14 protein-coding genes are annotated in these 15506 nt (G+C 40.7%); 12 read left to right on the top strand and 2 right to left on the bottom strand.

Going from position 1 to position 15506, the window contains the following annotated elements:
* Positions 1-29: 29 nt before the first annotated feature.
* The 9 genes from DP73_RS02205 (at position 30) to DP73_RS02245 (ending at position 10153) form a co-directional block, all read left to right on the top strand.
* Entirely contained in the window at positions 30-647 is a 618-nt protein-coding gene (locus DP73_RS02205; RefSeq protein ID WP_034597158.1) for a TetR/AcrR family transcriptional regulator, read from the top strand.
* 101 nt (positions 648-748) lie between these two features.
* Positions 749-1987 carry an efflux RND transporter periplasmic adaptor subunit gene (locus tag DP73_RS02210; protein ID WP_052090346.1) on the top strand — a complete coding sequence of 413 codons (1239 nt, stop codon included), beginning with the start codon at positions 749-751 and terminating at the stop codon, positions 1985-1987.
* Positions 1984-5070 carry an efflux RND transporter permease subunit gene (locus DP73_RS02215; protein WP_034597160.1) on the top strand — a complete coding sequence of 1029 codons (3087 nt, stop codon included), beginning with the start codon at positions 1984-1986 and terminating at the stop codon, positions 5068-5070. The genes DP73_RS02210 and DP73_RS02215 overlap by 4 nt, the downstream gene beginning before the upstream one ends.
* Positions 5071-5197: 127 nt before the next feature.
* Entirely contained in the window at positions 5198-5401 is a 204-nt protein-coding gene (locus DP73_RS02220; protein WP_034597161.1) for a DUF3006 domain-containing protein, read from the top strand.
* Between the two features lie 19 nt (positions 5402-5420).
* Entirely contained in the window at positions 5421-6650 is a 1230-nt protein-coding gene (locus tag DP73_RS02225; RefSeq protein WP_034597184.1) for an MBL fold metallo-hydrolase, read from the top strand.
* 130 nt (positions 6651-6780) lie between these two features.
* Entirely contained in the window at positions 6781-7230 is a 450-nt protein-coding gene (locus DP73_RS02230; RefSeq protein ID WP_034597162.1) for a CBS domain-containing protein, read from the top strand.
* A 415-nt stretch (positions 7231-7645) separates the two neighbouring features.
* Positions 7646-7912, top strand: coding sequence for an AbrB/MazE/SpoVT family DNA-binding domain-containing protein (locus DP73_RS02235; protein WP_242865669.1), 267 nt, complete (start codon positions 7646-7648; stop codon positions 7910-7912).
* Between the two features lie 96 nt (positions 7913-8008).
* Complete coding sequence (locus DP73_RS02240) at positions 8009-9721, top strand: AarF/UbiB family protein (RefSeq protein WP_034597164.1); 1713 nt, start codon at positions 8009-8011, stop codon at positions 9719-9721.
* 96 nt (positions 9722-9817) lie between these two features.
* Positions 9818-10153, top strand: coding sequence for a hypothetical protein (locus tag DP73_RS02245; protein ID WP_034597165.1), 336 nt, complete (start codon positions 9818-9820; stop codon positions 10151-10153).
* A gap of 101 nt (positions 10154-10254) precedes the next feature.
* On the opposite strand, the gene DP73_RS02250 is transcribed toward DP73_RS02245, so the two are convergent.
* On the bottom strand, positions 10255-10635 hold the full coding sequence (locus tag DP73_RS02250) for a metal-dependent transcriptional regulator (protein WP_034597166.1): 381 nt from the start codon (positions 10633-10635) through the stop codon (positions 10255-10257).
* A 539-nt stretch (positions 10636-11174) separates the two neighbouring features.
* Between DP73_RS02250 and DP73_RS02255 the strand changes: the two genes are divergently transcribed.
* The 3 genes from DP73_RS02255 (at position 11175) to DP73_RS22280 (ending at position 13651) form a co-directional block, all read left to right on the top strand.
* A complete protein-coding gene (locus DP73_RS02255) occupies positions 11175-11390 on the top strand; it encodes a FeoA family protein (RefSeq protein WP_034597167.1) in 216 nt (71 codons plus the stop codon).
* A gap of 90 nt (positions 11391-11480) precedes the next feature.
* On the top strand, positions 11481-13493 hold the full coding sequence (locus DP73_RS02260) for a ferrous iron transporter B (protein ID WP_034597168.1): 2013 nt from the start codon (positions 11481-11483) through the stop codon (positions 13491-13493).
* Entirely contained in the window at positions 13490-13651 is a 162-nt protein-coding gene (locus DP73_RS22280) for a FeoB-associated Cys-rich membrane protein (RefSeq protein WP_081962915.1), read from the top strand. The genes DP73_RS02260 and DP73_RS22280 overlap by 4 nt, the downstream gene beginning before the upstream one ends.
* Positions 13652-14952: 1301 nt before the next feature.
* Here the strand turns inward: DP73_RS22280 and DP73_RS02270 are convergent.
* Positions 14953-15465 carry a ferritin gene (locus tag DP73_RS02270; protein ID WP_034597170.1) on the bottom strand — a complete coding sequence of 171 codons (513 nt, stop codon included), beginning with the start codon at positions 15463-15465 and terminating at the stop codon, positions 14953-14955.
* Positions 15466-15506 lie beyond the last annotated feature (41 nt).

The following is a 15506-nucleotide window of genomic DNA, read 5'->3' on the forward strand; positions in this document are numbered from 1 at the left end:
CATGCTACCACTTTTAGGAGGTCTAGCTCATGGAAAATCCTGAACTTAAGAATTCTCAAGACAATGCCCTAAGCTTGAACATCATTGAAGCAGCCAGACAATTATTTATGGAGAATGGCTTCAAAGGGACTACTACGAAAATGATTGCTAAAACAGCAGGTGTCAATGAAGCCACCCTATTTAGGCATTTTAAAAGCAAGGAAGGCATCTTTCTGGAAATATCCAAGGAAATTACTAATTATAGTCACTCAAGACTTAAGAGCATTGTTCAGAGTCAACTTTCTCCGGAAGAAATGTTCTTTCAATTTGGCATGGAACTATATTCACGCATTGTCGAGAGTAAAGGGGTATTAATAGTTGCGATTATAGAATCCAAAAAGAGATCCGAATTAAGCAGAAATGTAACCAATACCCTTAAAACGGTAATCGAGATACTTGAGGAAAAACTTAGAGAGTTATATACCCAAGGAATACTGAAAGAAAGTGACTTTTTTATTGCCGCACTTATGTACGTTGAATCCCTTATCGGTCTTTTTGTGGTTCAGAGCAGACTCGAAGGAGAGCTGATTCCGGTGGAGATTGAAAGATTATGCAGAAGTGCTGCCAAGATCTTTTTAGAGGGATTAATAGACACTAAAGCTACATAACTCTATTCAGCGATCCTTCTTAATTCTTTGCAGGAACAGTATTTGTTTAGTGCCTATCTCTATTGTAGAAGAGCCTTACTATGATTAAAGAGGTGGATTTTGTGAAAAAAATAGTTTATTCCTGCGTTTTAGTTGCTTCTTTACTTAGCTTTACTGTGGGATGTTCTAATCTTCACAACAAAGAATCTGAAACAGGTTCAAGTGTTAAAAACGTTGAAACTGAACTAACCAAATTGGTTGAAGTTGAGGATAAGCTTGAGCTTTCTGGAATGTTGCAGCCGATTGAGGAGGTGATTTTATCCTTTGAAGTACCGGGCAGAATTGTTGCCTTAGAAAAACAGGAGAGTGATAACTTAGAAAGTGGCGACGTTATCGCCGGTTTAGACCCCAGTCAATATCAAATTAATACAGAAATTGCCGGTGCTTCCCTTGAACAGGCCAGAGCGAATCTTAACCAAGCCTTAAATGGGGCGAGAGATCAAGAAAAGGAAACTGCTAAAGCGGCCTTTGACAAAGCAAATGCAGTCTATCAAAAAGCACTTAATGACCTGAAGAGAGTTGAAGCTTTGTTCCAGGCCGGGGCAGTTTCCCAAAGTGATTATGAAAAGGCGCAGATGAGCCTTAGTGTATCAGAAAGCGATCTTAGAACAGCTAAAGCTGCCTACGACATGGCCCTTGAAGGTGCCAGGGCTGAACTTAAGGAAGCAGCCCTAGCTGGGTACAAGCTGGCGGAAGAAAACACTAACCAAGCAAAGTTGGCTTTGGAAAAGACTGTCCTCAAGGCACCCTTTAAAGGGACGGTGTTAAATAAATTGGCCTCCAATGGTCAGCTCGTAGCAGCAGGCACCCCGGTTCTTCGTTTTGGGAATATTGATTTACTCAAGTTGACACTTCCGGTCCCGGACAGCAGCATTGGAGACTGGAAAAAGGGGGATACGGTAACAGTTAGTCTATATGGTCAAAAGAAGCAAGGCACTGTAACCAATATTTTTTCCGCTACCAATGTTCAGACAGGAACAATCGGGGTTGAAGTGACCGTTGACAACAAAGAGCATGATTGGGTTCCAGGGCAGGTAGCCGTTTGCAACCATGTTACCCAAACTCGTAAATCTATATTTTTGCCCGTGGAATCTATTCGAAGCATAAACGGTAAAAATCCCTATGTCTTTATTATTAGTGATGGAAAAAGTATCAAGCAAGAAGTGTCTATTGGAGAAATGAAAGATAATAAAATTCAAATTCTCTCCCCCCTCAACGAAGGAACAGAGGTGATCATTAGTGGAGTAGACGACCTTTTTGATGGGGCTCAGGTCAAGGTAACCGGGGGTGGGGATCTGTGATTGAGTATTTGATCAAGAAACGAAAGATCACCCTGCTTTTCTTTATAATGCTGGTGGTCTATGGATTCACAACCTTTTTTCAATTAGCCCAGCAAGAACAACCGGATATTGTGGTTGACACAGCAATGGTTCTTACAGTGTACCCAGGCGCTTCACCTGAGAAAGTTGAACAGACGGTTACCAAAAAGATCGAAGAGAAAATTAATGAGATACAAGGACTAAAGTCCATAACTTCACAGTCCAATCCACAATACTCTAAAATCGTTGTTCAACTTCAAGAAGGGGTTGATCCCAAAGAAAAATGGAATGAGCTGCGCAATAAAGTCAAAGATGTTGAAAGCAGTCTTCCCTCAGACTGTAAACAACCAGAAATTAACGACGATTTAAGCAAAACTTTTATTGAGACCTTTACGGTGACAGCTGACTCTTATCAAGAGGTCTATGCTCTGAGAGATACTTTAAAAGTCTGGAAAGATCAACTTCGAACCCTCCCCAATGTGGCAGATGTAAGCATAATGGGCCTGCCGGATCAGGAAATAAGAATTGATGTAGATACTCACAAAATTAATCAACTGGAAATTCCCTGGACACAAGTCGCCGGTGCTATAAAAAAGGAGAATGAGCGGACTCCCTTAGGAGACCTGGAGCAGGGAGACCGGCTCTATCAGCTCAAAATCAAAGATACCCATGACCCGGAAGTACTCTATAATACTGTCGTCTCTATGAATAACCAAGGTATTCCCGTATACCTCAGGGATGTTGCGACCATTACTGTTGCTTGTGAAAAAGAGGAATCCTTAGTCAGTTTTAATGGTAAGCCGGCAATTTCTATCAGCGTCCAAGGGGAAATCGGTAGTGACGTTCCCGGTATGCAGAAAAATGTCGATGAAATGATGAAAGAATTAGAGAAACAACTACCCTCAGGAGCTCAGCTTAATCATGTCTATTCCCAAAATGAACGGATAGAGGATCTTTTCTCAGATCTTACTCTAGAGGTATTGCTGGCTGTTGCTGCTGTGCTCTTAGTGTGCTCTTTAGGCTTGAACTTTGTAACCTCCTGTATCATAGCCATGGCAATTCCCATCTCCCTATCCATGGGCTTAATGTTGACTCCAAACCTGAATATTACCATGAACTTAGTATCTGTGGCTGCTTTAATCATCGTCTTGGGTATCCTAGTGGATGATGCAGTGGTGGTTAACGATAATATTGAAAGAAGACTTATCGATCTGGGGGAACCTCCCTTACTGGCAGTTGTGAAGGGAACTAATGAGGTGTTCATCTCGATTCTTACAGCGACTGCCGCAACCATATTTGCCTTCGGCCCAATTGCCTTTCTGCAGGGAAATGTCGGTCAATTTATTAGACCTCTGCCAATTATTATTAGCCTCTCCATGATCTCTTCAATGGCCATGTCTCTGACAATTGTCCCCATATTTAGGCATTGGAGAGCTGAAAAGTTGTCTGTTTTTCCAGCCCGGCATTCCAAAAACAACGGTTTTTTAGGAAAGCAGCTGGACCGACTGGCCTTGTGGTATTCGGAGAAACTTATGCCCCGAATCTTAAGGAAGCCTTTAAAAGTCGGTTTAATGGCAGTGCTAATCAGTACCCTGGCTTACGGCTTATTTCCCTTGCTTCCGGTACAGCTTTTTCCTAATTCCGTGCGAGGGGAAATGTTGATTGATGTAAGAATGCCAAAAGGGGAAAGTTTGGCTGGTACCAATCAAAAAGTTCAGGAAATCGCCTCCTGGGTTCAAAAACAGGAGGGAATCACTCTGGTAAACACTTATGCCGGAGATAGTGCACCGTCCATGTTTCGGGGCGATCTTTTGATAGGTAAAGGAAATAACCTAGGGCAAATTGTCGTCAAAATCAATACTGAACAAAAACGCACTGAAGAACTAGTTCCGGAGTGGAATGCCAAGTTTAGTGAAATGTATCCGGGAATTCGTGTCTTGGCTAAAGAAATAAAGTTCGGACCGCCAATCGGTGCTCCCATAGATATTCGCATCTACGGGGAAGATCTGTACGTTCTGCAAACACTGGAAAACGAAGTGAAGGAGAGTTTGCTAAAATATCCGGGAGCAGTCAACATCAATGGTTCCATTGGTCAAGATAAAACAGGGATAGAATTAACCATTAATAAAGCTCAGATGGATCAGAACTTGGTTAAATATGATGACCTGACCAAAACTCTAAGATTAGCCACAGAAGGAATTGAGGTCAGTGAATTTGACAATGGTAAGGACTTAATCAACATTGTAATGTACTCAGATAAGTCAAGCCCAGACCCCATGCTGGTATTTGACAGGTTATATGTTCCTAATGCCAGTGGTAAGCTGATTCCTTTGAAGGAAGTAGCTCAAATGGAACCCTCATTTAGTATTAATACTGTGCCCAGGAGGAATTTGAGCAGGCTGGCAGAGGTAACCTCTGATTTAGATGGGGTTACGGCAACAGAGGCTATGGAAAAAATCAGACCGCTGATGGCCGGGATCAAACTTCCTGCCGGGTATACTCTGGAGTTTGGCGGGGAAACCTCGGAGCAGACAGATATATTTACAGATATGGGCAGGCTTATGATTGTGGCGATTTTCTTGATTTTAATTGTTATCGCCATGCAATTTTACTCCCTAAGTCTGCCAATTCTGGTGATGAGTACTGTTTATCTGGCCTTCGCCGGAAGTATGATAGGACTTCTGATTACCAGAACCCCCTTTGGTTTTGGTTCCGTTATGGGTTTAATATGTCTGGTAGGGATTGTGGTCAGGAACGGAATTGTGTTAATCGAATTCATTGAGAATGAACGACATGCCGGGGTTGCTTTAGAGCAGGCTGTTATTAATGCAGGAAGAGCGCGCTTAAAGCCCGTTTTATTAACGGCAGGAACAGCTATAGCCGGCTTATTATCTCTGGCAACGGGTAAAGAGCTTATGTTCAGAGCTTTAGCAATCACGATTATCGCGGGACTGTTCTATTCCACAGTTATGACCTTAGTGGTTGTCCCTTCATTCTATACTGTCTTGACTAAATGGAAGGAAAAACGCAGGCTGAGTCGGCAGACTAATAACTTTAATGTTTAATGCTTAATGGTTACTGGTCTGGTTCGGCTTCGTGTAAAGAAATTTCAAGGGGCTGACATCTTAATGATTTCTAGCAAAGACTACAATGAGTCAGAGGGTATTTCTCATATAAAGGAGTGAAGCAGCTATGTATATCATTGATCGCTTTGAAGGAGAGTGGGCCGTTATCGAAACGGACAACCGCGTAATGTTCAATTTCCCTCGCAGTGGTCTGCCCCTTGATCTAAAAGAAGGGGATGTAATTAACATTCAGATTCACATAAATCCAGAGGCTACACTACAACGTCGCCAGAAAGCCGAAAGCCTTCTAAATAACTACTTCGATGAATAAGAAAGGGAGTCTGCATCAAGTGTTAAACCGCATAAAAGGATTTTCCTTGCCAATTATCTTGTTCTTAATCATACTTCTTTCAGGCTGCGGCGCAGTGGCAAATACTCCTGCAGATACTGCTACCAGCGCCGGAGCTGGAAGGTTGCAGGTTCACTTCCTTGACGTCGGTCAGGCGGATAGTGCCTTAATAATTTCCCCCAGCGGACAGTCAATTCTCATTGATGGCGGAAATAATGAAGATGGCGAAAAAATAGTCAACTATTTAAAATCTAAGGGCATCGATGAGTTATCCGCTATTGTGGCTACTCATCCCCATGAAGATCATATCGGCGGATTAGATGTGGTGATGCAAAGCATACCGACAAAAAAGGTTTACCTACCCAATGCTGCCTCAAATTCCAGAACCTTTGAGGACTTCCTTGCTGCTGTTAAAAGCAGTGGAGCTAAAAAGATCCAAGCTAAAGCGGGAGTGAAACTCGAAGTTCCTGATTTAAAAGGGATGTTTCAGGCACCTAACAGCGGCAGTTATGAAGAACTGAATAATTACAGTGCAGTCCTCAAACTTACTTATGGTCAAGTATCATTTCTTTTCGAAGGAGACGCGGAAAATATTTCTGAAGCGGAAATGATAAAAAGTGGTCAAGACTTAAAAGCAACTGTCCTTAAAATAGGTCATCATGGCAGTAAAAGTTCGACAACCGATGAATTCTTAAAGGCTGTATCCCCAGAAAAGGCTATTGTTTCTGTTGGTTCAGATAATGAGTATGGTCACCCGGCACCTAGCGTCATGAATAAATTGGTCAAAGCCGGAGTGGCAGTCTATAGGACGGATGAATCAGGGACAATTGTAGTTACCACTGATGGGACGTCAATAGAAATTGATAAGAATCCCTCAGTTCCATCTAACGCATCAGCTTCTGCTAAATCCTCTGCTGCTGATCTAACAACTAAAAGTACTGTAGAACTATCAAACATTGATTTAAGCGGTGAAATAGTGAGCATAATAAACTCAAGTACTTCAACCGTCAATCTAACGGGTTGGAAATTAGTGAGTGAGGTTGGCAATCAAACCTATACATTTCCGGCAGGTACAACCTTGGCTGGTGGTGGAACCCTAAAAGTTGTCAGCGGAGAAAAAGCGCAATCCGGAACAGGTATCCTTGTTTGGACCCAATCAAATATCTGGAATAATGATGGTGATCCGGGAGCCTTATTTAATGCCGAGGGGCAGCTTGTATCTAAAAGATAAAGCTTAAGTTTTGAGCTTTGACACAAAAGGTCAGAACTTCAGACAAATACCTTCGATTATGGTACAATATAGTAATAATTTCGGAACGAATTTATAATTCTGGAAAACTAAAGCTAAAAGGAGTGATTTCATGAAAGTCAAGGATGTTATGCAAACCAATGTCATAACCATTCGAACGGATATGGAAATCAAGGAAGTAGCTAAGATCTTGTATGATCATCAAATTTCCGGTGCACCGGTGGTGGATTCTGAGGGGAAGCTTGTAGGAATTGTTAGTGAAGGAGACTTGTTACATAAAGAGACAAATCCTCAGATTCCGGGAGTCGTAGGAATTTTAGGTGCACTTATATATTACCGTGGTGTGAGACAATACCAGTCAGATTTAAAGAAACTAATTGCTTTGCAAGCCTCGGAAATTATGACTTCTCAGGTGGTAAAGATTAATAAAGAAGCATCGATTGAAGAGGCAGCATCATTAATGGTGAATAAAAAAATCAAACGCTTACCGGTTATTGAGGATGGCAAAATCGTTGGGATTATAACCCGGATGGATATTATTAAGACACTCATTGAAGATTAATAGTAGAGATTGTCAATCTAGTAAGAAAGTATTCAGTGGCTAATTAGAGAGATAAATATAAAGATATAGGACTGTAACAAACTGGAATATCCAGCGTGCTACAGTCCTATTTTTAACGAGTAATAAGTATCCTGGTGAGTAACCGTTTAGAGTTAATCTATAGTGACCTGTTTTCTTTACTTAAGGACGTTGAGTCTCTATTTATAGCTTCAAATTCTTCTGTCTTATCATTCTAGGTTATTCGACTGAGTAGGTATCATTCTCCCTCGGTGACATACCATTGCCCCCTCCGGTACCCAGGAGTGATATCTCGTAAGCTCTTTAGGTTTTTCAGGGTAGTCTTAATTACCTTTCTCATTAGAATATGTTGCAAGTATGAAAAGTATGATGTATCATACTTGTAGAGGTGGTAAGAATGATGCATCATGGTAAGTTCTATGGCTCGACAGTTATGGGAGAACGCGGACAAGTTGTTATTCCTGCCGAGGCCAGAGAAGAGATCGGTATTGTACCCGGTGAAAAGTTAATAGTGCTTGGCAATAAAAGAAGAGGGATTGTAATCTTATTTAAATCAGACGTAATGACAAGATTTGCTGACATGATGTTCAGAAAAAGTAGGTTCTTTGAAGAACTATTCAATTCTTCCGAAGGAGATTCAGATCAGAATAAGACTAAAGAGTAGGGCTCAATCTAGAACTTATCGAGGGGAAGAGGAATGATTAGGCCCTGATCAAACTTATGTAACATACTGTGCACGCTTAAAATTAGGAGGAATATGATGCCGATCATCATTAGATTTATTAAAGATAAACGCTTCCGAAGAATTATCTCCATGTTCCTCCAATTTGTCTTTCAGCTATGGTGGATTAATAAAAGGAAGAGATTTCTGACTGACGAAAACTATCAGAAGCAAATCAAAGGAATATATGGGAAACAAGCTTCTGTATTTACAGAAACAGCTACGAACCTGGGAGGACTTCTTATCAAACTAGGGCAGTTTTTTAGTGCCAGGGTGGATGTTCTGCCAGAGGAATACACAAATGAACTTTCCAAGCTGCAGGACGCTGTTAAGCCGGTAGGTACCGAGGAAATTATTAAGCGGATTGAAGAGGAATATGGCAAACGGATTTCGGAAGTATTTTTAAATTTTTCCAGAGAAGCGATTGCTTCAGCTTCCTTGGGGCAAGTTCATGTCGCTGAGATTCAGGGACAGAATAAAGTAGCCGTTAAGGTCTTGCGTCCCGGGATTGAGAAAATCATTCAGACAGACTTCAACGCCCTTCGATTTATGGTGACCTTTGCCAAGCGCTACCCCAAGATAAATGCTGCGGTGGATTTAGAACAGATCTATAATGAGTTCGTAGAAACTACTCAGGATGAATTGGATTACATTAAGGAAGGTCAACACGCGGATATCTTCCGGGCAAATTTCTCAGGGGACTCGAGAATTAGCGTACCTGAAGTCTATTGGGAGTACACGACCCAGCATGTCTTAGTGATGGAATACGTCACAGGCTGTAAGGTGAACGATTACGAGAACCTAGCCAGGGCAGGAATTGACAGGGCAGAACTGGCAGATACTTTGATTTCGGCCTATGTTCAGCAATTACTCTCTGATGCATTTTTTCATGCTGATCCCCATCCCGGAAATTTATTAGTTAAAGAGGATGGTACACTTATATTCTTAGATTTTGGAATGGTAGGGCGGATTGAAAAAGGCATGCGGGAAGAATTGATGGCCTTTATTCTAGCCGTATTTAAGAAAGATACGGATCAGATGGTAACTGTCTTTGAAAACTTGGGATTTCTTCGATCCCATGCTGACAAACAGACTTTGGCGAAGGGACTTAAATTGATCTTAGCCAATGTCTTTGAGGATCCTAATCTGAGAAACGTCAATTCCGAAGAATTGCTTTTGGAGTTGCGAGAGTTTATGTATTCTCAGCCTTTTCAAATTCCGGCCCAGACCCTGTTTTTAGGAAAGTCCCTGTTAACTATCATGGGGATTTGCGGAGGACTGAATCCTCAGCTTGATCTTATTAAGACCCTTCGGCCCTATGCGGAAGAGTTGTTGGCCGGAGAAGCAGCGGGAAACAGCCCTACAGGCTTTATTATCGATCAAGCTAAAAAAACCCTGACAGAGGTTATTACTCTGCCCGAAAAATTAAATCGGTTTATTTCAGGTCTCGAAGGTGGCGAGATCAGACTTCATCCTTCTAGGAGTTTTGAGTCGAATCTTTTAAAGAGCCAGCGGGACCAGACAAGCCGGATTGTAAGGGCGATTATGAGCAGTGGGTTCTTGATTTCAGGAACTATTTTGCTCGAGGGTTCCTATTTTAAGGTGGGATTAATGCTAATTATTCTTGCCGGGCTTACCTTCGCTTCCTTTCTGAAATCCAACTCAGGTTCTTCGGGAAGAAAGAGAATGGGGCATAGTGGCAGGAGCAGGGGAGGATCTTCAGGATTTCAAAAGCCTCGTTTTCATCCCTAAGCAATAATGTCTGCGCAGAATAGGACTGGATCCAGGAGTTATTAGAATGAGGTTCATATCCATTAAAATATAACATTTGAAAAGGAGTGCTTATTAATGAGTTTAGAGAACTTTGAGTTCAGCTTTACAGAAAACGATGAAGGCTTCACAGTGACCCTCAAGGGCAACAAAGAGAAACTAAGAGCAAAATTAGAAGCCTTTGAAGCCTTCCTGAATTTTAGAGAGAAAGCTAAACAAGCCGGGTTCGAACATCCCGGCGGCGAATCCCCAATTCATCAGTTTTTTAAAGCGATGCATAAACATCATGCTCATCATGGCGGAGGGCATGGGCATTGCCAGCATGGACGTCACAGGCACCACGGACACCATGAAAATTCCTCAACTGGTGAAACTTCAGTAAATCATAGTGAAGGAAAGAAAACAGAAGAGTAACCAGGCAAATATAAAAATATAATTTTGAAAAGGTAAATATCAAAGGAAAAGGCCTCTTCCCGTATTATGTGGAAAAGGCCTTTTCCTATTGGCAATGTAAGTTAGTATTTTGACTTGTTAATAATAAACTCTTTCATCGCATGAATTGAATCATTACTGATGACATGCTCAATTGCACAAGCGTCCCTGTCCGCAATGGCTGTGTCAACTTTTAGAATTTGGGTAAAAAACTGCTCGATAACTTGGTGCTTTTTTGATGTGAACTCTGCGAACTCACGTCCTGTAGGAGTTAGAAATATTTCCTTGTATTTTTCATTGATGATCAATCCTTTTTCTGAAAGCGTCGACATAGCACTGTTGGCGCTGGCCTTTGTGACACCTAATCGTTCAGCAATATCAGAAATTCTTGCTCCTGTTCCGTCGGTTGACAGTTCATATATCGCTTCTAAATAGTTTTCCATAGCAAATGTTAACTTTCCCATAACAATCTCCTTTAAGAGTATGAGCTACTATTATAGTTTTTCATATTTCCTTGTTAAAATCAACCTTAGCATTTTATAAATTTTCGGTGTTAGTATTTTGCTTAAGCAGCATGGTCAATTGATAATGACTATAATTATCCAGAAGGATGTTGCAATACATAACAATTGGCTAAGGAGCACTACAAAAAAATGATTAGACGAAGTGATTCTCATTACAGAGTGATTTTCTAAAAGATCGATACCCCACACAGGACAGGACAGGACGGCTGTATCTAGCTTTTTTTTAAAAGTGTGGGGACGCCCAGCCATAATCAGAGCACTTCACAAACTCGTTAATGCTGAGGGAATTAACTTCCTCAGTTAAGCTATCCCATTAAGTATAAAACATTTCGAAGCCAAGACAAAACTACGAATTTGGATATTGACTTTCATTATCAATAAGGATAGAATTAGATTACAGAAATCAAACGAATAATTGTTAATAAGGCGGATCAGCAAGTCCAGTACTTAGACTAATCTGACTTACGAAGGAGATGAGCATGATGTCTTTATCGAGAGGAAAGTTAAATACAGCTTATACGGTGAATAGTGTTAATACTGATCATGAAGATATTCGTGAATTTTTATTTACCCTAGGTTGTTATCCCGGTGAAAAGGTTACAATTATTTCTAAACTAGCATCCAATTATATTATCAACATCAAAGATGCCAGGTATAGCATAGATGAGGATTTGGCAAAGGCTATTATGGTATAATACATTTTCTTACAAATCTTTTTGTCTATTTGTGCATAAGCAAATTATTAATAAAAAGTTAGACTAAACTAACTATTTGAGGAGGAGCTCATGAAAATTGCGTTAGCTGGAAATCCTAATAGCGGAAAAACAACCTTGTTTAATGCTATTACTGGTAAAATTGAGCAAGTAGGAAACTGGGCGGGGGTAACCGTTGAGAAAAAAGAAGGAGACGTTAAACAGAGTCTTAACCTCAGGAATGAAGACTTGGTTGTGGTGGACTTACCCGGTGCCTACTCTATGTCGCCTTACACTAGTGAAGAGTCGATAACCAGAGACTTTGTACAAAACAAAAAACCAGATGTTATCATCAACATTGTTGACTCCACCAATTTAAGCAGAAGTTTGTTCTTTACTACACAATTATTGGAACTGGGCATTCCCGTCGTTGTTGCTCTAAATAAAGGTGATTTGACTCAGAAAAAAGGCAACACGATTGATATACCGGCATTAAGTGATGCACTTAAATGTCCCGTTATCTCAACAGTATCAACAAAACCAGCTAATAACGGTTTACTTGAACTGATCAATGCTGTAATAGCTGTTGGTAAGTCCAATAAAAAGCAAATCCCACCGAATATCAGTGGTGCCAAAAAAGCTTCAACAAAAGAGGAATTTGATAAAGCTGATAAAAAGCGATTTTCATTTGTAAACACAGTTGTGGCCGAAGTTGAGAGAAGGAAAGTTAGTTCTGAAAAGCAAACTATCCAAGACCAGGCTGATAGGATAATTGCTCACAAATGGCTGGGGATTCCAATCTTTGCAGCAATAATTTGGCTAGTGTTTTCCATCTCGCAGTCTTGGGTTGGACCGTGGTTAGCGGATACTCTTGTCGGATGGATAGATTTGTTGTACGCAGGTGTGGCCTCACTATTAGGCGAAGAGGTAAACCCTGTTTTGGCAGCCTTGCTGCTTGATGGTATTATTGGCGGTGTGGGTGCAGTCATTGGATTTTTGCCGCTGATTATGGTGTTGTTTTTCTGCTTAGCACTATTGGAAGACTGCGGTTATATGGCTCGTGTTGCTGTGGTTATGGACAGATTTTTTAAGAAAGTCGGATTGTCCGGAAAATCTATTATTCCGATGATTGTTGGTACCGGTTGTGGTATCCCGGGAATTATGGCAACCAGAACCATTAAAAACGAAAGACAAAGACGTACCACTGCTATGTTAGCCCCATTCATGCCTTGTGGAGCAAAACTGCCCATCATTGCTCTTTTTGCAGGAGTGTTCTTCGGAGACAATGCCTGGGTAGGAACGTCCATGTATTTCCTGGGGATTATTGTAATCATAATAAGTGCCTTGATTATCAGACGTATTACCGGAGATTTTTCCAAGTCCTATTTTATTATGGAACTTCCTGAATATAGAATGCCGAGCATTAAAAGAGCAGTTATCTCTATGTTCATGAGAGCAAAAGCATTCATTATTAAAGCAGGTACAATTATTCTGATTTGTAACGCTTTAGTACAAATATTACAAACCTTCAATTGGCAATTCCAAGTCGTTGCCGAGACGGCACCGGAGACAAGTATTCTAGCCAGCATTGCATCACCTTTAGCTGTCTTATTTATCCCCCTGGGCTTTGGCCTGTGGCAGTTTGCCGCTGCAGCAGTAACGGGATTTATTGCCAAGGAAAATGTCGTAGGAACATTAGCTGTTTGCTTTAGCATAACAAACTTTATCGATGTGGAAGAATTAGCCCTTGTCGGCGGTAGTGCAGAAGTAAGTTCGATATTTGGTATTAGCGCCGTAGCTGCACTTTCTTATCTGGTATTTAACCTCTTTACACCTCCATGCTTTGCGGCGATTGGTGCCATGAACTCTGAAATGGAATCGCGTAAGTGGTTATTTGGGGCCGTCGGTTTTCAACTAAGTATGGGTTATACATTGGCCTTCCTCGTATATCAGATAGGAACCTTAGTAACAACCGGGTCAGTGGGTACAGGATTTATCGGGGGACTGATTGCCGTGGCGCTAATTGTAACGGGTATTATTTACTTAATGAGAAAGGGCGCTAACAGCACGCGAATATCTGCTGAAATGCAGTCGGTGAAAATATGAGCACAGTTGATTTTATAGTAATAGCTATTGTTGCTGCTCTCGTTTCTCTAGCCATATATAAAATCGTCAGAGATAAAAAAAGAGGTGTAAAGTGTTCGGGATGCAGTGGATGTTCCGGATGCTCCGAGTGCCCTGACGATATACAACTTCAGAAATAGTAAAAAACCTTCTCCAATATTGTTGTTTGGAGAAGGTTTCCTTTTCCAAACAATGTAGTACCCATTAGACTCCAGGACTACGACTACACCCGTCATACAAACTCGGTTCTTTTTGCCTACTTCACTGAAACGGTTAATGAGGGAAAGAAAAAGCCAAGCTTTCTTTGCGATACTGCTGAAATTGAGCTTGGCAGCATAGCCCTCACTGAGTTGGGGGAGAAAGTCTGGGCTCAAGGAAATCTGTCAATGGTGTGATTGTATTCATGTCAAGCGAATAGCGTGACCAGTGCTTGCTGAGTATCAAGAGTAGATTGAGGTACTTATCCTAGAGGTTGGTTAGAATGCTAATCAACATCTAGGATTTTTTGTGCATGAATGACTATTATCAGAGAAGAAAATAAGATCCGTAAGGATTTAATTTGTAGAATTGGAAGGTATGTGCAGGCAAGATGTGGAATTACAAAGGTGATGTTTATGATTAAGAAGAAAGAAGGATGGTCAATGTTTTTATTTCCTGCTTCGTAACACCGCCCACGGTAACCATCTTTCTATATTTGTTGACGATCCCTACTATTGTAATAGTTTTGCTAATATGGTTTGTAAGGAAGATGAACAGGATTGATAATACTCTTCGGGAAATCCTAGAGGAGTTAAGATTAAGTAAAAAAGACAATGAATAATATCTAGAGATGTGACCTAGTGCAACTAGGGGAAGAGAGGAGAGGAGTTATGTGTACTAGTTATTTCTTCATAGCAGTTTTATGTGCTGTAATCTTATACATAATGGTTAGTGAAATTTACAGGTTCAGTAAAGGAAAATATTACTCCTACTTCCAGTGGAACAAAACAGACAGTTTTAGGAAAAAAATGCTGGATATTTGTTTGCTTATAGTGGTTTGGGTCTGTATTTATAATTTGCCGCCTGAAACCATGCCTAATTTTCTTCCGGCATTCATTCTTATAGCCCTTTGCTTGGTATTTAGTACTTTAAATTATTTATCCTATGTAAAAATTCGAGATTCGAAGATTTTTATACATGCACTTATCTTGGATATATTAGTTATTGCGCTTTTCTTAATAATTGAATTGAGGTAAGAGATTTTGGCAGAGGACGATGTAATCAAGCAAATCGCTGAAATTAAAAAGTACCCTGAAAAGTTTCGCTCAATTTATTATGTTTTGCAAAAACATCCCAAAGTGGAGAGTGATAATCCCTCTTGACAGGAATATGTGAGGTTAGATAAAAGGTCCTTTCCTTTATTATGAGGAAAGGACCTTTTATCGATTGACCCTGAGAAAGCTTAACCAGGAATTACTGCGGGAACATATACTCGTTGGGCCAGCTCGTTGTCGATCATAAACAATCCGGCACCATCGCCCTTAATAAGCTTGAGTTTGTTTAAAACACGACTCACATTTTCCTCTTCTTCCGCCTGTTCGGTAATAAACCACTGCACAAAAATTTCTGTAGTATGGTCTCTGACTTCTCGGGCTATGTCCATGAGAGAGTAGATTGATTGTGTGACGGTTTGCTCATGGGCTAAGGTTAATTCGAATACCTCTTGAGGACCGGAAAACTCGCTTCGTGGTTTCTGAATCTCAGCAAAGGTGAGTTTTCCCCCAATTTTATTTATATAATTGAAAAATCCCAGGGCATGATCCCGCTCTTCTTGAACTTGGACTCGGAAGAAATTGGAAAATCCGTCAAGGTTAAGTAACGAGAAATATGATTGCATCGCGAGATAAAAATAAGCGGAAAAGAGTTCTTTGTTTACTTGGTCATTAAGGGCTTTAACCATTTTTTCGTTATTCAATATCTTCACCTATCCTTTTTTATAGAATTATTATTTCCGTT

Origin of the sequence: Desulfosporosinus sp. HMP52 (assembly GCF_000765145.1) — a bacterium.
GTDB lineage: Bacteria > Bacillota > Desulfitobacteriia > Desulfitobacteriales > Desulfitobacteriaceae > Desulfosporosinus.